The sequence below is a fragment of the Streptomyces antibioticus genome (assembly GCF_002019855.1).
Classification (GTDB): Bacteria; Actinomycetota; Actinomycetes; order Streptomycetales; family Streptomycetaceae; genus Streptomyces; species Streptomyces antibioticus_B.
The window spans coordinates 8372968-8393792 of the sequence record NZ_CM007717.1; the positions used below are offsets into that span (position 1 = coordinate 8372968).

Annotated in this window: 20 protein-coding genes and 3 pseudogenes; 14 read left to right on the forward strand and 9 right to left on the reverse strand. The window is 70.4% G+C overall.

Features of this window, described 5'->3' with window-relative positions:
- Positions 1-89: 89 nt before the first annotated feature.
- From AFM16_RS37635 to AFM16_RS39635, 4 genes are all read left to right on the forward strand, one after another.
- The gene (locus tag AFM16_RS37635) at positions 90-1160 is read left to right on the forward strand and encodes a PP2C family protein-serine/threonine phosphatase (RefSeq protein WP_078636712.1); all 1071 of its coding nucleotides are present in this window, start codon (positions 90-92) and stop codon (positions 1158-1160) included.
- Positions 1161-1253: 93 nt separating this feature from the next.
- On the forward strand, positions 1254-1790 hold the full coding sequence (locus tag AFM16_RS37640; RefSeq protein ID WP_078636713.1) for a MarR family winged helix-turn-helix transcriptional regulator: 537 nt from the start codon (positions 1254-1256) through the stop codon (positions 1788-1790).
- 173 nt (positions 1791-1963) lie between these two features.
- A complete protein-coding gene (locus AFM16_RS37645) occupies positions 1964-2644 on the forward strand; it encodes a hypothetical protein (protein ID WP_078636714.1) in 681 nt (226 codons plus the stop codon).
- A gap of 119 nt (positions 2645-2763) precedes the next feature.
- Positions 2764-2940 (forward strand): hypothetical protein, encoded by a 177-nt coding sequence (locus AFM16_RS39635; RefSeq protein ID WP_167797334.1) that lies wholly within the window; start codon positions 2764-2766, stop codon positions 2938-2940.
- Between the two features lie 178 nt (positions 2941-3118).
- Here AFM16_RS39635 and AFM16_RS37650 read toward each other — a convergent pair whose 3' ends face one another.
- Both AFM16_RS37650 and trhA read right to left on the reverse strand, forming a co-directional pair.
- Positions 3119-4711: a succinic semialdehyde dehydrogenase gene (locus AFM16_RS37650; RefSeq protein WP_078636715.1), complete on the reverse strand. Its 1593-nt coding sequence runs from the start codon at positions 4709-4711 to the stop codon at positions 3119-3121.
- Between the two features lie 31 nt (positions 4712-4742).
- Positions 4743-5369: a PAQR family membrane homeostasis protein TrhA gene (gene trhA / locus AFM16_RS37655; RefSeq protein WP_245177920.1), complete on the reverse strand. Its 627-nt coding sequence runs from the start codon at positions 5367-5369 to the stop codon at positions 4743-4745.
- 192 nt (positions 5370-5561) lie between these two features.
- On the opposite strand from trhA, the gene AFM16_RS37660 reads away from it, so the two are divergent.
- From AFM16_RS37660 to AFM16_RS39640, 5 genes are all read left to right on the forward strand, one after another.
- Entirely contained in the window at positions 5562-6596 is a 1035-nt protein-coding gene (locus tag AFM16_RS37660; RefSeq protein WP_078636717.1) for an AraC family transcriptional regulator, read from the forward strand.
- An 80-nt stretch (positions 6597-6676) separates the two neighbouring features.
- The gene (locus AFM16_RS37665; RefSeq protein ID WP_078636718.1) at positions 6677-7939 is read left to right on the forward strand and encodes an NADH:flavin oxidoreductase/NADH oxidase family protein; all 1263 of its coding nucleotides are present in this window, start codon (positions 6677-6679) and stop codon (positions 7937-7939) included.
- A 38-nt stretch (positions 7940-7977) separates the two neighbouring features.
- Positions 7978-9216: an acyl-CoA dehydrogenase family protein gene (locus AFM16_RS37670; RefSeq protein WP_078636719.1), complete on the forward strand. Its 1239-nt coding sequence runs from the start codon at positions 7978-7980 to the stop codon at positions 9214-9216.
- 82 nt (positions 9217-9298) lie between these two features.
- Positions 9299-10270 carry an enoyl-CoA hydratase/isomerase family protein gene (locus AFM16_RS37675; protein WP_078636720.1) on the forward strand — a complete coding sequence of 324 codons (972 nt, stop codon included), beginning with the start codon at positions 9299-9301 and terminating at the stop codon, positions 10268-10270.
- 48 nt (positions 10271-10318) lie between these two features.
- The gene (locus AFM16_RS39640; RefSeq protein ID WP_179123229.1) at positions 10319-10597 is read left to right on the forward strand and encodes a hypothetical protein; all 279 of its coding nucleotides are present in this window, start codon (positions 10319-10321) and stop codon (positions 10595-10597) included.
- Between the two features lie 228 nt (positions 10598-10825).
- On the opposite strand, the gene AFM16_RS37685 is transcribed toward AFM16_RS39640, so the two are convergent.
- Complete coding sequence (locus AFM16_RS37685) at positions 10826-12331, reverse strand: SulP family inorganic anion transporter (protein WP_078636721.1); 1506 nt, start codon at positions 12329-12331, stop codon at positions 10826-10828.
- Between the two features lie 419 nt (positions 12332-12750).
- On the opposite strand from AFM16_RS37685, the gene AFM16_RS37690 reads away from it, so the two are divergent.
- The gene (locus AFM16_RS37690) at positions 12751-13170 is read left to right on the forward strand and encodes a MerR family transcriptional regulator (protein WP_179123357.1); all 420 of its coding nucleotides are present in this window, start codon (positions 12751-12753) and stop codon (positions 13168-13170) included.
- Between the two features lie 197 nt (positions 13171-13367).
- Positions 13368-13490, forward strand: a pseudogene (locus AFM16_RS40350) (site-specific integrase); the annotation flags it as partial.
- A gap of 182 nt (positions 13491-13672) precedes the next feature.
- Here AFM16_RS40350 and AFM16_RS40355 read toward each other — a convergent pair.
- The 3 genes and pseudogenes from AFM16_RS40355 to AFM16_RS37705 form a co-directional block, all read right to left on the reverse strand.
- Positions 13673-13783: pseudogene (locus AFM16_RS40355) on the reverse strand (PaaI family thioesterase); the annotation flags it as partial.
- A 348-nt stretch (positions 13784-14131) separates the two neighbouring features.
- Entirely contained in the window at positions 14132-15160 is a 1029-nt protein-coding gene (locus AFM16_RS37700) for a zinc-dependent alcohol dehydrogenase (protein WP_078636722.1), read from the reverse strand.
- Positions 15153-15584 (reverse strand): tautomerase family protein, encoded by a 432-nt coding sequence (locus tag AFM16_RS37705; RefSeq protein WP_078636723.1) that lies wholly within the window; start codon positions 15582-15584, stop codon positions 15153-15155. Before AFM16_RS37705 ends, AFM16_RS37700 begins: the two co-directional genes overlap by 8 nt.
- Positions 15585-15666: 82 nt before the next feature.
- On the opposite strand from AFM16_RS37705, the gene AFM16_RS37710 reads away from it, so the two are divergent.
- Positions 15667-16278 (forward strand): TetR/AcrR family transcriptional regulator, encoded by a 612-nt coding sequence (locus AFM16_RS37710; protein WP_078636724.1) that lies wholly within the window; start codon positions 15667-15669, stop codon positions 16276-16278.
- Between the two features lie 280 nt (positions 16279-16558).
- Here AFM16_RS37710 and AFM16_RS38900 read toward each other — a convergent pair whose 3' ends face one another.
- Positions 16559-17830, reverse strand: a complete 1272-nt coding sequence (locus AFM16_RS38900; protein WP_107419231.1) for an SDR family NAD(P)-dependent oxidoreductase — start codon at positions 17828-17830, stop codon at positions 16559-16561.
- Between the two features lie 53 nt (positions 17831-17883).
- Positions 17884-18797 (reverse strand): annotated as a pseudogene (locus AFM16_RS40710) (transposase).
- Between the two features lie 29 nt (positions 18798-18826).
- Here AFM16_RS40710 and AFM16_RS37730 point away from each other — a divergent pair.
- Positions 18827-19768: a Tn3 family transposase gene (locus AFM16_RS37730; RefSeq protein WP_245178041.1), complete on the forward strand. Its 942-nt coding sequence runs from the start codon at positions 18827-18829 to the stop codon at positions 19766-19768.
- Positions 19765-20031, forward strand: a complete 267-nt coding sequence (locus AFM16_RS40370; protein WP_245177923.1) for a DUF1917 domain-containing protein — start codon at positions 19765-19767, stop codon at positions 20029-20031. Before AFM16_RS37730 ends, AFM16_RS40370 begins: the two co-directional genes overlap by 4 nt.
- 645 nt (positions 20032-20676) lie before the next feature.
- Here the strand turns inward: AFM16_RS40370 and AFM16_RS40375 are convergent.
- Positions 20677-20802, reverse strand: a complete 126-nt coding sequence (locus AFM16_RS40375) for a hypothetical protein (RefSeq protein ID WP_256861382.1) — start codon at positions 20800-20802, stop codon at positions 20677-20679.
- Positions 20803-20825 lie beyond the last annotated feature (23 nt).

Below are 20825 nucleotides of genomic sequence, written 5' to 3' on the forward strand. Positions count from 1 at the left end.
GGCCCGGACTGACCATTGCATAGTCTAAAGATGGGGAAGGTTACCGGCAAAGGTGGCCCTCCGGAGCCGCCGCACCCCTGGAGTACGTCGTGACCGTGAAGAAGCCGTCGTCCGGAGGCACAGCCCTGTCCTGGATGCCGATCATGGTCATGACCGCGGTGGCGGGCCTGGACATCGTGGCCGGTCCGGGGGTGGGCCTGCTGCCGCTGGTGTCGCTCGGGCCGGCGTTCGCGGGGCTGGTCGGCGGTTGGCGGCGCACCGCGCTGATCGGCGTCGTGGCCCTGGTGCTGTGTGTGGGGCTCGGGCTGTACGACGGTCTGTTCGAGTCCCGGCGGGGGTACACCGCGATGGCTTCGGTGGCGGGAGTGACCGGCGCGGGCATCGCGGCGGCCGTGATGCGTTCGCGCCGGGAGGCGGAGCTGGCGAATGTGCAGCGCATTGCGGAGGTGGCCCAGCGGGTACTGCTGCGGCCGGTGCCGTTGACCGCGGGGCCCTTGCAGGCCGCGGTGTCGTACACCTCCGCGGTGGCGGAGGCGCGGATCGGGGGTGACCTGTACGAAGTGGTGGCCTCGCCGCACGGGGTTCGGGTCATCGTGGGGGACGTACAGGGCAAGGGGCTGGCCGCGGTGGAGACGGCCGCGGTGGTGCTGGGCGCATTCCGTGAGGCCGCCCACGACGAGCCGGCCCTCACGGGGCTCGGCGCGCGTGTGGAGCGCAGCGTGGCCAGGGAACTGGAGGGGGAGAAGTTCGTCACCGCGATCCTCGCCGAGATCGGCACAGATCATGAGGCCGTCTTCCTCAACTACGGCCATCCGGCGCCGATGCTCGTCCGGCGCGACGGCACGGCCGACTTCCCCCAACCGCCCTCGTTCGCGCTCCCCTTGGGCCTGGGTGTGCACGGGACGGACCCGCCCGAGCCGTTCCGTGTCGGCTTCGCGCCCGGCGAGCAGTTGCTGCTGTACACCGACGGCGTCACCGAGGCCCGCGACAGCGACGGCCGCTTCTATCCCCTCGGGGAGCGCACGCACCTGCTGAAGGACCCGGACGCGCACGGCGCTCTGCGGGCACTTCGGGAGGACGTGGTCCAGCACGTCGCGGGACCCGCCCACGACGACGCGGCGATGCTTCTGCTGCGCTACCGCGGTCAAGGTCCCGCGTAGGGGGCGGCCATGGGTTCGGGCCGGGGCGCCGGCAGCCGGCGACTGCTCCCACCCCGTGCGTGAGCGGTGGCTTCCGCACGGTAGAAAGGACGTATGCCGGTGCACGAGACCCGCCGTGAGACCACGGATGACGTCGACGCGGTCACGGGTGCGGTACTGACCGCCTCGCGTCTGCTGGTGGCGGTCTCCGCCCGCTCATTGGCCGCGGTCGAGGAGCGGGTGACCTTGCCGCAGTTCCGGATGCTGGTCGTGCTGTCCACGCGCGGTGCCACCAAGCTGGTCGCGCTGGCCGACCAGCTCCACGTCGCGCCGTCGACGGCGATGCGCATGGTGGACCGGCTGATCGCCGCCGGCCTTGCCGACCGGCAGACCAATCCCGGCAACCGCCGCGAGACGCTGTTGCGGCTCACCGCCGAAGGGCATCGCATCGTGGGGGACGTGACCGCCCGGCGCCGCGCCGAGATCACCGCGATCGTGGAGCGGCTCGGCCCTGCCCAGCGGGTGGCCCTCGTCGAGGCGCTGAACGCCTTCAACGAGGCCGGAGGCGAGCCGCTGGCGCCGGCGTCGGACGATCCGGAGCCGCATCCGCTGGGGTGGGTGGGCGAGGCGGCGATCGGGCAGGGCGACTGAGGTGCCGCGGTAACGATCGTTTGCCTGTTCGCACGCCGCATCTTTACCGGCACGGTGAATTTTGCATAATGCAAGGGAACTGGGAAGGCGTCGAGCGACGCGGCGGAACGCGGGGGGTCGAGACGGACATGCGGCGACCGCATCGCCCTCGGCCCGCGGCGGAACCACGCCTGATGGGTCAGGTGCGTTCCGCGGTGTGGGGACCCGCGGAGTTCGTCGGCCTGCCGCCATGGTGGCTGACCGGGGAAGGGCTGCTCGCCGGAGTGCTCGCGGTGGGCGCCATCGTCGGTACGACGGTCGCGGGCGCCTGGTACGGGATCGCGGGGCCAGCTCGCGGCGAGGCCGGTCTGGTGTGCGCCGCAGCGCTGGCCGTCTACCTCTGTGCGGTGCGGGCAGGGCGGGCGCTCATCGGCATCGTGGCCGTACTCGGTGTGTGCCTGGCGCTCCACGCACCCCAGGTGGCCGCGGGGGTGGTCCTGGCGGAGCGCGGGCGCGTCGAGTCCGTGGTGGTGACGGCCGTGCAGGACGCGACGGCGGCAACCGGCCCTGGGCGCTACCTCTGCTCGGTGGCCGACCGGCACGGCGTACCGCTCGACGTCCGCATCTGGAGGGGATGCGAGCAGACCACACGCCCCGGTGACGCACTCGCGGTCGTGTACGACCCGATGGGGAGTGTGTCGCCGCAGGGGGTGGAAGCCGGGGTGCCCTGGGCGCGCCCCGTCCGCGATCTCGTCGGCTGGGCAGTGGCTCTGCTCGCCGCCTCCGTGATCGCGGTCGTGCGCTCCTATCGGCTTCCGCCCGTTCCGCTCGACACGTGGGATGCTCCCGGCCCCGCCACGGGGGGAGGAGGCTGAACGGCGGCGGGCCATGACGGCAGACATCGGTGTCGTCGGCCGCCCTGCAAGCGCACCGCCCATGCTGTGCCTGTACGTGGAGATGGTGAGGAGGGGCGGGTGGCGGCCGGGGACGCGGCGTGCCCCGCGAGCCAGGCGATCTGCTCGTCGATGGGAGCTGGAAGCCGAAGACGCCGGTGGTCCCGGCCATGCGCTCGGCGCGCACGGCCCTGGGGACGGCCGCGCGGGGTCGTCCGGCGCAGGACGGCCTGGGCGACGGACTTGCCATGCTCCTTGCCGATCCTGACGAGCACTGAGTGGTGTGCATCGTGAAGTTGCAGTTCACCGGCCTGGTGTGTGGTGGTGTCGAGGTGCTCATGCTGGTTGTGGGCGGGTGACTTCGGTGGAGATCGTCGGTCAGCGGGCGACTTCGCGGTTCGTCAGGACCGGCAGGGCCCGCACCGGCGCGGTCGCCTAGGCTCACGCCCTCACTCGTCAGCGCAGTCGCGTCCTTTTCAGCAGGCGCAGGCCGGTGGTGATCGCCTTGGCGAAGGTGTCGTGGTCCATGCCGCGGGCTGGGGCGATCGGGTGGAGTCGCTGGTGGGCGATGGTCTGGGCTTCGGTGTACTTCAGCAGGCCGTCGGCGCCGTGGCGTCGGCCCAGGCCGGAGTCGCCCATGCCGCCCATCGGGGCGTCGAGGCTGCCCCAGGCGGCGGCAAAGGCTTCGTTGATGTTGACGGTGCCGGCGTGGATCTGGGCGGCGACCTGCCGGCCGTGGCGGGGACTGGTGGTCCAGACACTGGCGTTGAGGCCGTATTCGGTGTCGTTGGCGAGCGCGATCGCCTCCTCGTCGGTGGAGTAGGGATAGACCGAGACCAGCGGCCCGAAGGTCTCGGCGCGGTAGCAGACGGCGTCGGAGGTGACGCCGGTGAGGATGGTCGGCTCGTAGAAGAGTGGGCCGAGGTCGGGGCGGGCCCTGCCGCCGGCGAGCACGGTGGCGCCCGTCGCCACGGCGTCGTCGACGTGGGCGGTGACCGTGGACAGTTGGGCGGGGTTGGTCAGGGAGCCGACGTCGTAGCCGTAGTCGAATCCCGCTCCCAGGGTGAGCTCGCGGGTGCGGGCGGCGAACCGGGTGGTGAACTCGTCGTACAGCGAGTCGTGCACGTAGAGCCGTTCGATCGAGACGCAGAGCTGTCCGGCGGACGGGAAGCAGGCGCGGATCGCGCCCTCGACGGCCTGGTCGAGGTCGGCGTCGGCCAGCACCAGCATCGGGTTCTTGCCGCCCAGCTCCAGGGAGGCGCCGATGAGGCGCTCCCCGGCGTCGCGGGCGATGGAGCGGCCGGTGGCGGTCGAGCCGGTGAACATGACGTAGTCCGCACCGGCCATGAGCGCTGGTCCGATCGAGGAGCCGGAGCCGACGACGAGCTGCCACACACCGGCCGGGAGGCCCGCCTCGGCGAGCAGCTCGTGGGCCCACAGCGCGGTCAGTGCGGTCTGGGTGTCGGGCTTCTGCACCACGGCGTTGCCGGCCATGAGCGCGGCGATGGTGTCGCCGGCGGCCATGGAGAGCGGGTAGTTCCAGGGGGAGATCACGGCGATCACGCCCTTGGGGTGGTGCAGCTCCCGGGTGCGGGTCAGGCCGGGAATCGTGCCGCTGCGGCGGCGCGGCTTGAGCAGCGAGGGCCCCATGCGGGCGTAGTAGCGCGCCGTGGCGGCGATGTCGGTGATCTCCAGGAAGGCGTCGCGGCGGGGTTTGCCGTTCTCGGCCTGCATCAGGTCCAGGGCTGCGTCCTGCCGGTCGAGGACCAGGTCGTGGAACCGGAGCAGCACCGCGGCGCGGTCCCTCGCCGGGCGGGCCGCCCAGGCGCGCTGGGCCTCGCGGGCGGTGAGGAACGCCTCGGTGACCACCTTCGGGGAGGAGACCGGGAGGGTGGCGAGCGGCTCCAGGGTGTAGGGCGCCAGGGTGGTGACCGTGTCGTGGCCGGCGGCGGTGACCCGGGTGGCGAGCCAGGCGAGCAGGGCCGGGGTGATCGAGCCGAGGACGCCGGAAGCCGAGGGAGTGGTGGAAGTGGTGGGAGCGGTGGTCATGGTGGCCCCTCAGGGATCCTTGTGGGTTGGGTCAGCCGAGGTGGAGCAGGACGATGCCGATGTACTGGCAGGTCCAGGCGGTGATGGTGAAGAGGTGGAACAGCTCGTGGAAGCCGAACCACCGTGGTGAGGGGTCGGGCCACCTGGCGGCGTACACGATCCCGCCGAGGGTGTAGAGCCCGCCGCCGACCACGATCAGGACCCCGGCCGCGGTGGAGGCGGCGAAGAGGGAGCTCAGCACCGGGACGACCGACCAGCCCAGGGCGATGCAGAGACCGGTGGTCAGCGCTCGTGGCGCGGTGCGCCAGCCCAGCCGGAGCGCGATTCCCGCCGCTGCACCGGTCCACACCCAGGCCAGGATCGCGGCCTGCTCGAATCCGGTGAGCGCGGCCACCGCGATCGGGGTGTAGCTGCCGGCGGTGATCAGGAAGATGTTGGTGTGATCCACCCGCCGCAGCGCCAGTTCGGCCCGGGGGCCCCAAGCGCCGAGGTGGTAGACCGCAGAGGTCGCGAAGAGGACGAACCCGGTCGCCGCATAGACCACGGCCGCGGCCCTCCCGGCCCCGGCCGGTGCGAGAGCGATCAGCACGATCCCCGCGGCCAGCACCAGCGGCGCCGCGGCGGCGTGGAGCCGACCACGCAGGCGCGGCCTCAGCACGGACCCCGGATCCCCGGCACGAGTGGCGAGGCCAGGATCAGCCGGGGCAACCAGTACACCGGACGTCGGCGGGCCCTCGTAGCCGGACACCGGTTCTCCTCTCTCTCGGGGTGGGTGGCCACCTTCAGCGTGGCCACACGCGAAGAGCCGAGACAGATGCGGTGCGGCCCCGGAGTTACTAGATTGGGCCCCATGGATTGGGATCAGCCGAGGCCGCCGGTCAGCCTGCTGCTGATGACGCAGATCGCCGCGGACCATGGCGTGCCGGCGGAGGCGTGCCTGGCGGGCACGGGAGTGACGCCGGAGGCGTTGCTCGACCCGGGGACCGAGGTCACGCCACGCCACGACCTCGCGGTGGCCCGCAACCTGATCACGCTGGTGCCGTCGGGTCACCCCGGGCTGGAGATGGGCAGCCGGTTCCGGTTGGCCGAGCAGGGCATCTACGGGTTCGCGTTGCTGAGCAGCCCCACGCTGCGGCAGGCCGTCGATGTCGGCCTGAGATTTCTGGACCTGGCCTTCGCGATGGGCACCGTCGAGGCACGGACAGACCGCGACGGCGATCTGATTCTCAGCCTCGACGCCCCTGAGCTTCCTCCGACGGTGCGTCGCTTCTATGTGGAGCGTGATGCCGCATCGATCATGACGATTCAGCGCGTGATCGCTCCGAACCTGGAGGCGATCACTCGTGTCGAGTTCGCCTTCCCGGCGCCACCCGAGGGCGACAGCGTCTTTCGTGATGTCTTCGGTCTTGAGCCGCTCTTCGACGCGGAGGAGACCGTGCTCGTCATCGACCGTGCTGTCGTCGATGCGCCGCTGCCCGGGGCGAATCCTCACACCGCCGCGCAGACGATCGAGCAGTGTCGCCGGCTGCTGGATTCCCGTCGCGCCCGCACCGGGGTGGCCAGACGGGTCCGGGACGAGCTCGTGGCGGGGATCGCTGATCCGCCCTCTCTGGACACTGTCGCGGCCTTTCTGCACATGAGCGGGCGCACCCTGCGCAAACGCCTCACAGCCGAGGGCACCTCGTACCGGATCCTGCTCGATGAGGTGCGGGAGCACTTGGCGGAGGAGTTGCTGCTGGCCGGGGGGCTGCCGGTGGAGGCCATCGCCCATCGGCTCGGCTATGTGGAGGTCTCCAGCTTCTCCCAGGCGTTCCGGCGCTGGAAGGGAGTGGGGCCGCGTGAGTTCCGCTCCACGTTCCGGGTACAGCGCCTCCGCGGCGCCTGATCCCAGGCGGGCCTGATCGAGTAACTTCCGTGCCGCCCGGGCTCTGTGGCGCAACCTGATGGCTGCCTAGCGTTCATGGCATGTCCCACGACCTTGACACTCCACTCGTTCTCCCTTCAGGCGCGACGCTGACGAGCAGGATCGCGAAGTCCGCGCTCAGCGAGGCGATCGGCAGCCAGGACAACGCACCCACACCGGAGCTGATCCGCCTCTACGACCGGTGGGCCGGCTCGGGCGCAGGACTGCTCATCACCGGCAACGTGATGGTCGACCGCCGCGCCCTCGGTGAGCCCGGCAACGTGGCCGTCGAGGACGGACGGCACCTGCCGTTGCTCAAGGAGTGGGCCGCCGCGGCCACCGCCGTGGGCGCCCAGGCATGGGTTCAGCTCAACCACCCCGGACGCCAGGCACCCAAGGGCCTCAACGGCAGCCATCAGGCGGTGGCACCGTCGGTCACGTCCGTCTCCGGAGCCCCCGGTGTCTTCGGCAAGCCGCGGGCGCTGGGACGTGAGGAGATCTCCGGGATCGTCGCGCGCTTCGCCGCCGCGGCACGGACGGTGGTCGAGGCCGGCTTCACCGGTGTGCAGGTCCATGCCGCCCACGGCTACCTCATCAGCCAGTTCCTCTCTCCGCTGACCAACCGGCGCACCGACGAGTGGGGCGGCACCCCGGAGAACCGCCGTCGATTCCTGATCGAGATCGTCCGTGCGATCCGAGCCGCCCTGGGTCCCGGCATCCCGATCGGGGTCAAGCTCAACTCCGCCGACTTCCAGCGCGGCGGCATGACCGAGGACGAGTCCACCGAGGTCGTCCTCGCCCTGGCAGCAGAGGGCATCGACCTGCTGGAGATCTCCGGCGGCAACTACGAGTCCACGGTCTTCATGGGTGCCGACGCCGCCGAGCGGGGCGAGGCCAGGGCCTCCACCAAGAGCCGGGAGGCATACTTCCTCGGCTACGCCGAACGGGTCCGCAAGGCGATCGATGACAGCGGCACCACGCTGCCGCTGATGGTCACCGGCGGGTTCCGCACCCGTACGGGCATGACCGAAGCCCTCGAGAGCGGCGCCGTCGACGTGATCGGTCTCGGCCGACCGCTCATCCTGGAGCCCGACCTGCCCCGGCGCCTGATCGCCGGCACCGAGGCCGCGCTTCCCGTCACGATCAAAAAGCTGCGGATCAAGCACCTCGAAGGGATGGGCGAGCTGATGTGGTACGGCGTCCAACTGCGCCGCATCGGCCAGGGCAAGGACCCCGACCCCGAGCGGCACCCGCTGCGCAACGTGCTCCACTACATGCGCACCACCGGCCTGATCGGCAAGCCCGCCCGCCGCGGCATCGCCTGACCGCCCCGCCACCGACCACTCGCAGGACGGAAGACCCCATGCCCATCGGGTTCACCCTCACCCCGGAGCAGATCGAGCTCCGTAACCAGGCCCGTGCCTTCGCCCAGCAGCATCTCGCCCCGCTGGTCGATCGGGTCCGTTCCACCACTGACCCCTACGAGGCCGCGCTGCTGGTCAAGCCCGCCCACGAGGCGGCGCTGGCGGCCGGCCTGGTCAAGGGCATGATCCCCGAGGTCTTCGGCGGGACCATGGGCAGCGGCGTCGACGCCGCGATCGTGACCGAGGAGCTGGCGGCCGTCATGCCCGACTTCGTCGCGGCCCTCGGCGGGGTCCTGCTCGCGCTGACGCCGGTCTACTTCGGTGGCGACATGGACCAGACCAGCAGGTTCCTCGCGCCCTTCCTGGCCGGCGAGGGATCACCCCAGGCCGTGATGGCGCTCTCCGAACCGGCCGGCACCGCCAACTTCGCCGCGCCCGCCCCGGCCGAGGGGATCGCCACCACCGCTGTCCTCGACGGCGAGGAGTGGGTGATCACCGGCGAGAAGCAGTGGTCGGCCAACCTCGGCGGCTGGGACGGCACCGGCCCCGAGCTCATGGTCGTCGTGTGCCGCACCCCCGGCGGGATCTCCCTGATCGGGGTCGAGAAGGAGCACTTCACGCCCGACAACCTCCAGGTGCTCGACACTCTGGACATGCCCGGCTTGCGCGGTCACCTCACCCAGACCGTGCGCCTGGAAGGCGTCCGCGTCCCCAAGGGCAACCTGATCGGCACCGAGGGCATGGGGCCGGACCTGACCTACATCGCCTTCACCGCCTCGTCGGCAGCCGTCGGCGTGATGGCCACCGCCACCATGCGCGCCGCCTTCGACGTGGCCTTCGCCTTCGCCAGGCAGCAGACCCGCGGCGGCGGTGTGCCGATCATCGAGCACCGCCCCGTCGCCGACTTCCTCACCGACGCCAAGGGCAGGATCGAGGCCACCCGCATGCTGTCCTGGAAGGCCCTCGACGCTGTCTCCTCCGGAGATCCCGCAGGACTGGAACTCGCCCTGCATGCCAAGGTCTTCGGCTCCGAGACCGCCATCGAGGTGATCAACAAGCTCATCCAGGTGGTCGGCGTGCAGTCCTACAACAAGGACTTCCCCATCATTCACCACCTGCTCAACGCGCTGGCCTACCCCGTCTTCGAGGGCGGCAACATCAGCATGCGACGCCGCCAGCTCCAAGGCGTCATCACCACCGAGGGCTGGAACCCGCTCTCAGCATCGGGACTCGCCTGATGTCCGCCCCGACCGGCACACGGCTCCCGACCACAGCGTGGCGACACCGCCGTCGCGGCGACGCAGCGGTAGGGATGGTCCTATGAGCAGCGCGCGGGAAATCGACCTCACCACACTTCGGCTGGAGCAGGACGGACGTGTCCTCACAGCGTTCTACGCCAACCCGCCGCTCAACCTGATCACCACCGCGTTCCTCAAGGACCTCGACCGGCTCACCCGCGCCGTCGACCGCGACCCGACCATCGGCGCGGTCGTACTGACCAGCGATCTGCCCGGAAGGTTCATGATCCACGTCGACGCCGAGGAGCTCGGCTCGATGGTCGGCCTGCCACTGCCGCGACTGCGTCCCGGTGCCGTTCTGCCTGTCTGGAAGGCTTCCGACCGGGCCCTGGGCCTGCCCGGAGGGGAGTCCGTCGGTACGCGCCTCGGCACCCTCGGCGCGGGGATGCTCTGGGCCCACCGCTGGAAGAAGTCAACGCTGCGGATGAACCGCTCCGGCGTGGTCTACCTCGCCGCGATCGGCGGGCCGACTCTGGCCGGTGGTACGGAGATCGCCCTTGCCTGCGACATCCGGTACGCCGCTGACGACCCCTCAGTGGTCTTCGGACAGAGCGAGATCCTCTTCGGCATGCTGCCCGGCGGAGGCGGCACCCAGCGACTGACCCGCCACATCGGGCCCGGCCGAGCCCTTGAGATGATCCTTGAGGGCTCGACCGTCGACGCCGCCCAGGCACTCGACCACGGCCTGGTCCAACGCCTCGTGCCGTCGGACGAGCTCCTCACCCGCACCCAGGCCGCCGCAGCCCGGCTCGCCACACGACCCCGGGGAGCGGTCTCAGCCGCCAAGCGCCTCGCCTACGCCGCCACTGACCGTCCCTTGCGTCGAGGCCTGGATCACGAGCTCGCCGCCTTCATCGCCGCCGGCACCGCCGAGACGCCCAAGCGAGTTCTGCCGATCCTGGCCCAGGAAAGCAAGGAGCACGGCGAGACCCCCCTTCTCTCCGACCCGCGGACCTGGCTGGACGGCGGCCGGCTGAACAACCGGTCGACGTAAGTGCAGGTCGGCGGGCGTCCGGTGCTGGTTCCGCACGGAGGCGACAGCGTGGACGAGGCCGCGCTTCCCGGCGACCACCGCCGGATCCTGGCGATCGTGCGGGCCGCCGGTGGTCTGGTGCAGGTGAGGGCGGTGGGCGAGAAGCTGGAGCCGCTGCGGACGAAGCTGGTCAAACTCGCGGATCGCGGATGGCGAAGTCGCCCGCTGACCGACGATCTCCACCGAAGTCACCCGCCCACAACCAGCATGAGCACCTCGACACCACCACACACCAGGCCTGTGAACTGCAACTTCACGATGCACACCGCTCACTGGGGTTGGTGGTGAAACAGGTCGTTCTTGCCTTCGGCGAAGCCGCCCCCCGGCGCCCTTGACTACGACGCCCTCCCGCTTCTCGACAACACCGCACCGCAGCCGGTTGCGCCCCGGCGGCCTCCGAGCGGCCATGACCCACCAGTCCCACGCAGACGAAGGCCCAATTCTGCGGGACGAGTGCGAGCCGCCGCCGGGTGGCGTGCGGTTCGGCCGCACCGCGGGGCCGCATTCTCATCGAGGTCAGTGCCCCGGAGCAAGTTCCCCGCTGAGCCGGTCGTGGAGATGGGCGCTGTGCTCGTTCAGGCCGATGATCTCGACGTGCTTGCCGCGCCGGGCGTACCTGGTCTCGATCGCGTCGAGGGCGGCGACGGAGGAGGCGTCCCAGACGTGGGTGGCGCTCATGTCGATGACCACGTGGTCGGGGTCGCCCGCGTAGTCGAACCGGGTGACCAGGTCGTTGGAAGAGGCGAAGAAGAGTTCCCCGGTGACCGAGTAGACCACCTGGCTTCCGTCCGGGTCGGTGACCGAGGTGACGTCGGCCAGGTGGGCGACGCGTTTGGCGAAGACGACCATCGCCGTGAGCGTACCCACCGCGACGCCGATGGCGAGGTTGTCGGTGGCGACCACGACGGCGACGGTGATCACCATGACGGCGATCTCCCCGGCGGGCATCCGCTTGAGCGTCCTGGGGGCGACGGAGTGCCAGTCGAACGTCGCGAACGACACCATCACCATCACCGCGACGAGAGCCGCCATCGGGATATCGGAGACGACCGGGCCGAAGACGATGCACAGCACCATCAGGAACACACCCGCCAGGAACGTGGAGACACGGGTGCGGGCAGCCGACACCTTCACGTTGATCATGGTCTGGCCGATCATGGCGCAGCCGCCCATGCCACCGAAGAAGCCGGTGACGATGTTCGCGATGCCCTGACCGATGGACTCGCGGGTCTTGTCGGAGCGGGTGTCGGTGATGTCGTCGACGAGCTTGGCGGTCATCAGGGACTCCATCAGGCCGACCAGCGCCACGGCGAGGGCGTAGGGAGCGACGGTCGTCAGCGTGTCCATGGTGAACGGGACGTCCGGCAGGCCGGGTACGGGCAGCGAGGAAGGCAGCTCGCCCTTGTCGCCGACGGTCGGGACCGCGATCGCGGCCGCCACCGTGATCACGGTGAGGACGACGATCGACACCAGAGGCGCCGGGACCACCTTGGTGACCTTCGGGAAGAGCACCATCAGTGCCAGCCCGGCCACGATCAGCGGGTAGACGGGCCAGGGTACGTCCGTCATCTCCGGAACCTGCGCCATGAAGATCAGGACGGCCAGCGCGTTGACGAATCCGACCATGACGCTGCGTGGCACGAAACGCATCAGCTTCGCCACCCCGAGCACACCGAGGATCACCTGGAAGACACCCGCGAGAATGACGGCGGCCACGAGGTAGCCGAAACCGTGCTCATGGTTCAACGGTGCGATCACAAGCGCGACCGCGCCGGTTGCGGCGGAGATCATGGCGCGGCGACCGCCGACGACGGAGATGGTCACGGCCATGGTGAAGGAGGCGAAGAGGCCGACGGCGGGGTCGACCCCGGCGATGATCGAGAACGAGATCGCCTCGGGAATGAGGGCCAGGGCGACGACGAGTCCGGCAAGGATCTCGGTGCGCCACACCTCGGGGTTGCCGATCCAGTCGGGCTTGAGCCCGCCCAGACGGGAGGTCGGGGGCAGTGCGGATGTGGACAAGAGCAGTTACCTGTCGTGTTCGGGCACACCCGGCCGGGGCGCGGGGCGTGCGGGAAGGCGCGGGAGTGGCCGGGGGCGGCCGTCCGCGAAGCCCAGGGAGCGGGCTGGAGGTCACAGGGCAGCAGCGCAGCACCGACAGAAGAAGGCGGCGGGCCGTGCTTCAGGGGCGAAGGCTCACGGCGGGCAGGCGGCGGCGCTCGGCATCATGGGCATGCGCACGCACTCTCCTGCAAAGGGTCGGTCTTCGCCGGGGGCGTCGTCGGCCCCGACACGGCTGACGGTCACGGGATCGATCCCGCACCATAGGAGGGAGACAGCACGGAGCCGACCCCGACGGACGCCTACTCTACCCTGACGTTAGGGTAGAGATTGATTTCGGCAGGCTGTGGCCTTGGCAACAGACAGAAGAGGGCACCCCTGTGAGCAGCACGCACATGCAGATCGGCGAGGTCGCCGCCCGGACCGAGTTGTCCCTGCGCACGATCCGGCACTACGAGGAAGCGGGCCTGGTCGCCCCCTCCGCCCGATCCCAGGGCGGCTTCCGCCTGTACACCGAAGCCGACGTCGCGCGCTTGATGGTCATCCGCCGTATGAAACCGCTCGGTTTCACCCTCGATCAGATGCGCGAACTGCTGGACGCGACCGACCGCCTCGACGCGGGCGACGGCCTCGGTAGCGAAGCGCGCGCCGAATTGCTGCAACGGGTGCGTACCTATCAGCAGGCGGCTGCGGAGCAGGTCGACCGGTTGCGTGTGCAGTTGGCCCGTGCCGAGGAGTTCGAACACACCCTCCGATCCCGCTTGGACAGCGGTCGGCCCTCGCCCGGTGAAGCGGCTTGACGGAGCGAGGCCGGCCACGCGATCTCGGCACCGAGCCCTTGGCCACCGGCGTACGAAGTGCGAAGGTGACACAGACCCTGCCGGACCAGGTCCGTACAGAGGAGGAATCGGCTACCCGGAGCCGGTGCGGGACAAGGCGCCGGAGACCGTGTACCGGGGCGACGGCACCACTCGGCTCCTGCCCCAGTTGCCGGCCCCTGATGCTGATGGCGACGTCCTGGCACAAGAAGCCGGAGAACGTCCGCCGGTACTTCAATCCGCCCCCGGAAGCGACCGCTGAACTCACGGCTTTGCCCGCCCCGGGAGGCAGCCGCCGCTGAACGACTCCTGCCGGGGCGGAGCCGGCCTGTCGCGGAGCGCTTCGCAGGCTGGGAAACAGGGCCCCGGCCCGCTCGGGGTCCGGTGAGACGAAGACTGCCTCTGCCGCCACCAGGACCATGGAGAGATCTTCCTCGGTGACGATCGAACCAGTCACGTACACCTTGCGGCCCTCGGTGTCTGTGACGTGGGTGAACACACACAGCGGGGATTCCGGCGGAACGGGGCGGTGGTAGCGCATCTCAAGGGAGACCGTCATACCTGGAACTCCCGCGGTGGCGCAGGGTCGGCCCATCAGCTCGTCGAGCAGCAGGGCGCTTCGAGTCGTGTCACGTGCAGGGGTGGCGCGAGCGGGCTGCCGGTTCCGGTGACGGGGCTGTACATCCCTACACCGCCCGGAACTCGTCGACCTCAGGGCTTTCCGCACGGGTGCGGCAACGTTCCGTCAGTTGCGTGGTGAGCCTGTGCACGTCGTCTGCCACGCGGTTCAGGGCGCTCGGTCCGGCTGTGGTGCGGGCGGCCGCGTCGACCAGGGCGCGCAGCTTGTGGCCGAGCGCGGTGATTGCCGTCCGTCGCTCGTTTGGTTTTCCATGTCGCCAGGGCTTCTCGGTGCGTGGCCGCATGTCGCGGCCGGGCGAAGGGATCAGCCCGGGTCCGGGGGCGGGGTGATGTCTCGTACGAATACGGGCTTGAGGCGCTTGTCCGGCAGTGCTTCGGGGAGCTGTTCCCAGTCGAGGACGTGGGAGACGACGCGGGCGGGGTCGACGTTGCCGGAGGCGGCGAGGTCGAGGGCGTCGGGGATGTGGGCGCGAACGTTGTCCCGGGCGATGCGCAGGGTGACGCCCGTGAGGTACATGTCGAGCAGGGGGAGTTCGCCGGGCCGGAAGTGGTTGCCGGCGGACTCGCAGATGCCCTCGGGGGCGAGAGACCTGACAGCGAGCGCGAGCTGGTCGACCCGGCCGGTGGCCTCGACGGCGATGTCGAATCCGTGCGGGATCGGATCCGTCATCTCGGCGGTGCGGGCACCGAAGCCCTCGGCGATGTTGCGGTGCTCGGCGTCGGGGTCGACGTACAGAACGTCGGAGGCGCCGAGCGCGCGGGCGATGTCGCACACGTAGAGACCGATGCTGCCCCGGGCGACGACCAGGACCCGGGCGCCGGGACGGGCCTTGAGGTGGGGGGCGACGAGCCGCCATGACAGGGACCAGTTGTCGCTCGCCGAGGCCATGGCGACCGGGTCGAGGCCGGTGGGCAGTGGCACGAGCATGGAGTCGGCGTAGGGGACGCGGACCAGGTCGGAGAAGAGTCCTCCCCAACTGCCGCCGATCGGCGCGCCGTACATCGCCATGTGCGGGACCGAGGCGCAGTGGGCGGTGAGCCCGCTGCGGCAGGGGGCGCAGGTGCCGCAGTTGATGGACCAGGGCACCACGACCAGGTCGCCGGGGGCCACGGTGGTGACCCGGTCGCCGATGTCGGCGACGCGGGCGACGCATTCGTGGCCGAGGGCGAACGGGGGGTCGATGAAACCGTGCCCGGCCAGGATGGAGGAGTCCACGTCGCAGGAGGTCGCGGCGACCGGCGCGACGATCGCCTCCTGGCCGGACCGGATCTCGGGGTCGGGAGCCTCGCGCCATTCGACGGTGCGTCGGGCGACGTAGGTCAGTTCACGCATCGGCCCGCTGCCCCTTCGCCAGGGCGACCAGGTCCGCGTGGCGGACGACGGAGCCGCCCGCGCCCCAGGCGCCCTCCGGCTGCTCGTGCACCAGCACCCACACCCGCAGCGCCTCGTCCCGGGACAGGCCGGCGGCCGCGAGGACGGTGGCGGTGGCCTCCTCGACCAGGCCCGCCCTGCGCCGCTCCGACAGAGCCCCCTGAGGAACCGTCACCTCCACCAGGAAGCGGGGTGCGTCGTCCTCGGCCGTCTTCTGCGCGCCCTCGGGCAGCTCGGTCAGGTAGCTCCACGCCTGGGCCCTGAAGAAGGCAGTGTCGGGCGCACCCTCCCACCGCAGCAGTACAGCGGCGAGATCTCGCTGGATCGTCGCACGGCCCTGATCGGTCAGGGCATCGGTCGGTACGGTCAACCGGATCATCGGCACGGCAGTCCCTCGGTTCTTCGACGTGGCCTCGCGTTATAACGGTCGTTATAACGCGAGGCCACGCTAGACTATGACGGTCGTTATGGCCAGAGGGGATGTGCAGGTGGCCAAGAGCAGCAATGGCGCCCCGTCCCGCGAGCGGATCGTGGTCGGCGCCGCCGACATGATCAGTCGGCGCGGACTGAGCGCCACGAGCATCCGGGACATGGCCAAGCACGCCCAGGCACCGCTCGGCTCGACGTACCACTACTTCCCCGAGGGCAAGCAGCAGTTGGCCACGGCAGCGGTTCGCTATACAGGGGAACGGATCGCCCGCAGCCTGCGCAAGGAGCTCGCGGCCGGTCCCGCCGCGGGCCTGCGCGCCTTCCTGGACCTGTGGCGAGGAATCGTCGTCGGCACCGACTTCCACGCTGGCTGCCCCGTCCTGGCCGTGGCGATCGAGGAGCCCCCGGCCGACGAGGTGCCTCCCGCCTTGGCAGCCGCGGCCGAGGTCTTCGACCAGTGGGAGGGCCTGCTCGCCGACTCCCTGCGTGAACACGGAGCCGATGCCGAGCAGGCGGCACAGGTCGCCACGCTTGTCGTCGCGGCCGTCGAGGGCACTGTGGCCCTCTGCCGCGCCAAACGCAGCACCGAACCACTGGACCGCGTCGCGGTGCAGCTCCAGGCCCTCATCGACGCTGCGATCAAGAGCTGAGGGTCTCGTCGCTAGCGCTTGCCGCAGAGCGGCCGGCCGATCCGCGCGAAGAACAGAGGCGTCGGCCATGCGCAGTCCTTACGCGCCGAATTCCTTCCTCTCAGGGGCCTTGATGACGAGGTTGTCCCGTATGGGGTGGATGCTGGAGCGGGTGGTTCCCTGCTGGGCGTCGCCGGCGTGTAGATGTCGACCTTCCTCACCCACCGGGCCACCGACTGCCGTGCGCGAGGGCCGCTCTTGCCGTGGCGGGCGTGGCGCAACGACGCGCAGAACCGGCCGGCTACGCACGGGGCCCCGCGGTGGTCCGGCCGTACTTGACGGTGTCCGGGTAGTGCTTGCGCAGATCGGACATGGTCAGCCGGTCGAACATCCGGTCGGGGAGGAGATTGGAGGCGTGGATGAGGAAGGCGGTCACGGCACCGATCGTGTAGCGAGTGCGGGGCTTGCGGTCAGTCGCGGCCTTGGCGGTCTTCCGGGCCGCGGTGTCGGAGGTCGTGCCCGATGCGGTGAACGCGGCGACGTGGTAGGGAATCGCCTGCATCAAAGTGCCGTAGCGCTCGTTCTGCTCCGGGGACATCCGAGTCGTGAGGTCACTCAGGCCCGCAAGTCCGACGCGGGCCATTTCGGTCTTGACGCCGCCCGGCTCTACGATCACCACCTGCACCCCGTAGGGAGCCAGTTCGGTACGCAGGGCGTCGCTCAGCGCCTCCACCGCGTGCTTGCTGCCGGCGTACACGCCGTAGTCAGCCATGGACACCCGGCCGTTCATCGAGCTGATGTTGACGACACGGCCCTTGCTGCGCACCAGCGCGGGAAGCAGCGCCTGGGTGAGCGCGACGGTCCCGAAGACATTCACGTCGAACACGCGCCGCCATGTGTCGAGCGGCACCACTTCGACCGGTCCGGAGCAAGGGAGGCCGGCGTTGTTGAAAAGTACCCGCACGGCGCGGTGGCGCGGGTCGCCGTCGACGCGTGCCACCAGCGCCGCGATGTGCTCCCAGTTCGTGATGTCGAGGATCACCGGCTCGATGCCGGCGGCGCGGAGCGCCGTGCCGTCGCTGTCGCGGCGTACGCCTGCAAGAACATGGAATCCGCGCCGGACCATTTCCCGTGCGGTGGCCGCCCCGTGATCACGCCGGTCGGACCGGCGGCGGGAGCCGCGGTCCTGACCTGCGCGCCGAGCTGGGACAGGGGCGGCCACGCCGGCCGCGGCCCTCAGCGCTGTCGCGGCACGGCGGTCGAGCCCAGGTATCGACCCATATCCCGCCGAACCGGAGCTCGCGTCCGATCCGGCGGGCCCGGAGTCGTCGTGGGTGTACAGCGCGGCGGCCAGGCCGAAGCCAGTGGCGTTCGCCCGCCAGGTCACATCGGCCGCATTCTCGAAGATCGCGAAGGTCGGCGGGCCCGACCCCGACCGCCTCGAGAGCCGCAGCGGCCGCGTGCGCAGTTCCCCGGCGATGCCGCGCTGCACGAGCACGCGCGAGCCGGTACAGCAGAACTGTCCGTTCATCACGATGGATGCCGTCACCAACTCTGGGACGAAGGCGTCCAAGTCGGCGTCCCTCTAACGAGTTGGTGCGTGATCGGCCTGGTCGTAGCCGGTTTTCAGACGTTGGCGGTGCGGTCGGAGACGAGGCCGGCGATGGCGCGGTAGGTGTTGGGCAGGGCATCTTGTCGGTGGGTCCAGCGGGTCAAGTGCTTCCAGTGTTTGTGATCGGCGAGGGCGTGTTCGACGGTGATGCGGTCGGACGAGTGGCCGTGTCGGTCGCGTTCCCATTGTTCGACTCTGCCGGGCAGTGCTCCCGGCCGGGGTTTTCTGGGCGGTGTGATCGCTTGTCCGCGGTGGTCGCGGCTCAGACCGAGGTAGCCGTCGTCCAGGAGGACTTCGACGTCGGGGAAGTGCTGGAAGCAGATGGCGATGCCTTCGTTGCGGGCGGCCGTGGCGTCGTGGATACGTCCTGGTCGCAGGGCATCGGCCCATGATGTGCGGCTCTGCCAGTCGGCGATCACGGTGGCCTTCATCGTGTTCTGCTTCTTCTTGCCCGACACGGACGCGCGGCGTCCGCCGCGGCCGGCCGGTGGTCGGGCGGACCTGGATCTCGGTGGCGTCCAGACGCAGCTCGACACCTTCGGCCTGGGCGTGGGCAAAGACATCCGCCAGCGTCCGTAGACGCAGGCCGGGACGGTCCAAAACCGCGCACCCCCGCTCCGCCAGCAGCGTGCGCACCTCTGCGATCGCCCGGGTGACCGTGGAACGGTCGACACCGAACAGCAGCACCGGCACCGAGTGCGGCAGGTCGTGCCGCAGATGGACCAGTGTGGCCATGAGCCGGTCGACGAACACCATCTGATGGCGGGCGCCGGCACCCGCGGCCCGCTTACGGACCCCGCCCCGCGTCGCATGGCGACGACCTTCGACCCGGCCTGCCACGGTCGGCCAACTCTTCAACCAGACACGCAAGATGAGACCGAGAGAGCCCCGTGAACAGCCGATGCGCCAGCACAAGCCGATTGACCATGATCGCCACAGCGGGATCATGCCATCCACCTGGCACGACACCTCACCCGCTATCACGCACCAACTCGTAAGTGCACTTCCCCAGTAAACGACCAGGTCGCCGGGATCGGGCAGATGGTCGTCCCGGGCACGCCGCGCAACTGCCTGCACGTCCTGGACGTGCTGCTGAACCTGGGCAGCGGGGTGAAGCCAGAGCTGGTGGCGACCGACAACGCCTTGTACTCGGACATGGTGTTCGGCCTGCTCAAGATCCTCGGCTACAACTTCAGCCCCTGGTTCCGTGACCTGGACGAGCAGCGGTTCCGGCGGGCAACGATGCCCGGGGTGGTGACGGGGACGTACGGGCCGCTGGAGGACATCGCCCGCAACCGCGTGAACCTGAACAAGGTGGTCACGCACTGGCCGGACATGCTGCGGGTCGCCGGCTCCCTGGTCACCGACCAGGTCCGCGCCTACGACCTGCTGCGGATGTTCGGTCGTGAGAAGCGCCCGACGCCGCTGGGGCAGGCGTTCGCCGAGTACGGGCGGATCGCCGAGACCCTGCGCCTGCCGGCCGTGGTCGACCCGGTGGACGGCGCCTACCGGTGTCAGGTGAGACCGGCAGCCCACCGTGCAGGAGTCTTGCCACAAGCCGGCGAGGGGACGTGTGCCACGACAAGTGCGGCACGATCCACCAGGCGTACCGGGAGGAGAGTGGAGGACCAGCTCGGCGCGCTCGGCCTGGTGCTGAACGCCGTGGTGCTGTGGACGACGAAGTACATCGACGCGGCCGTCGCCCAGCTTCGCGCGGAGGGACACGAGATCCGCGACGAGGACATCGCGCGCCTGTCGCCGCTGAAGCACAAGAACCTCAACGTGCTGGGCCGCTACAGTTTCATCGCCAGCGTTCCGGCCGCCGGTGCTCGTTCGCTGCGCGACCCGGACGCGACCGGGCTGGACGACGATAAGGGCGACGACGGAGCGGAGGAATGAACGCCGATGCCCCGGCGGCTGACGGGCCTGCCAGCCGGGCCGAGCTGCCGCCCCCGAAGGGCCTGGGGTTGACCGACCGGGGCCGCGCTCCCGAGCGGCTGGACGAGTTCGGCAACCGGGTCACCGGCAAGTGGATGCCCGAGGGCATCGACCAGGAGTTGTGGGAGCAGATCCGCGGCGCCACGATCGAGGGCTGCCTCGGCGCCCGGTCCAAGGTGCTCAAGGACTTCACCCGGGCGTGTCTACACCCGCACCTACCGTGACCTCGATGACCTGCGGCGCGTCCTCACCGTGCGCGGGAGCTCGGTGTCCGGGGCTGGATCGACCACGAGCGGGACTGCGACACGGCGAGGGGCCCGTACGGGCGCGGGGCCCTGTACTGGCATTCACCGGCCGCCCACTGTGGCCGTCGACGTGCCCCCGTGGCCGGTCGGCCGGGAGGCGGACCGCGAGACCGTTCCGTCCGCGTCTGCTGACGGCCACGGCCCCGCTTAGGGCCTGGCCGGCGATGGGGGGGGCAGCGGCCGGCCAGGGCGGTGACCAGCTTGCGGGCCGCCGCCTCGGTCAGCCGCTTGGTGACGGTGGCCGCCCGCTCTCCGGGACTCGCGGCTGGATGCCGGTGCTCTTGACGGCCTTGGTGAACTCGGCGTCGAAGCGTTCGCGCCACCTGGGCCACCAGCTTGTTGAGGTAGCTGATCTGCTTGCCGGTGGCCGGCTCCGTCAACGTCTTCTCCGCCCGCTCGCGCCAGGGCCCGTGGGTGCGCTCGTTCTCGGCCTTCCGCGCGGCCTCGGCGGCCTCGCTGCGGCAGGTGACCGCACGGTCTCGTACCACGTCTGTGTGCCCGGCGTGCCGGTGACCACCTCCCACAGCGCGGTGCAGGTCAGCGCTTCCTCGTCCACGCCTTCGGTCAGGCCGGGCCGACCAGGGCGTAGTAGCCGGTGATGCCCCGCGCGGATCCCGACACCGGCGCAGTGTCCCACCGCCGCCGTCCGCCGGTCAGCACCGCGTCACCCGGATGGCTTCCCCCGGGCATGACCTGAGCCCCGGGCGGGGCCG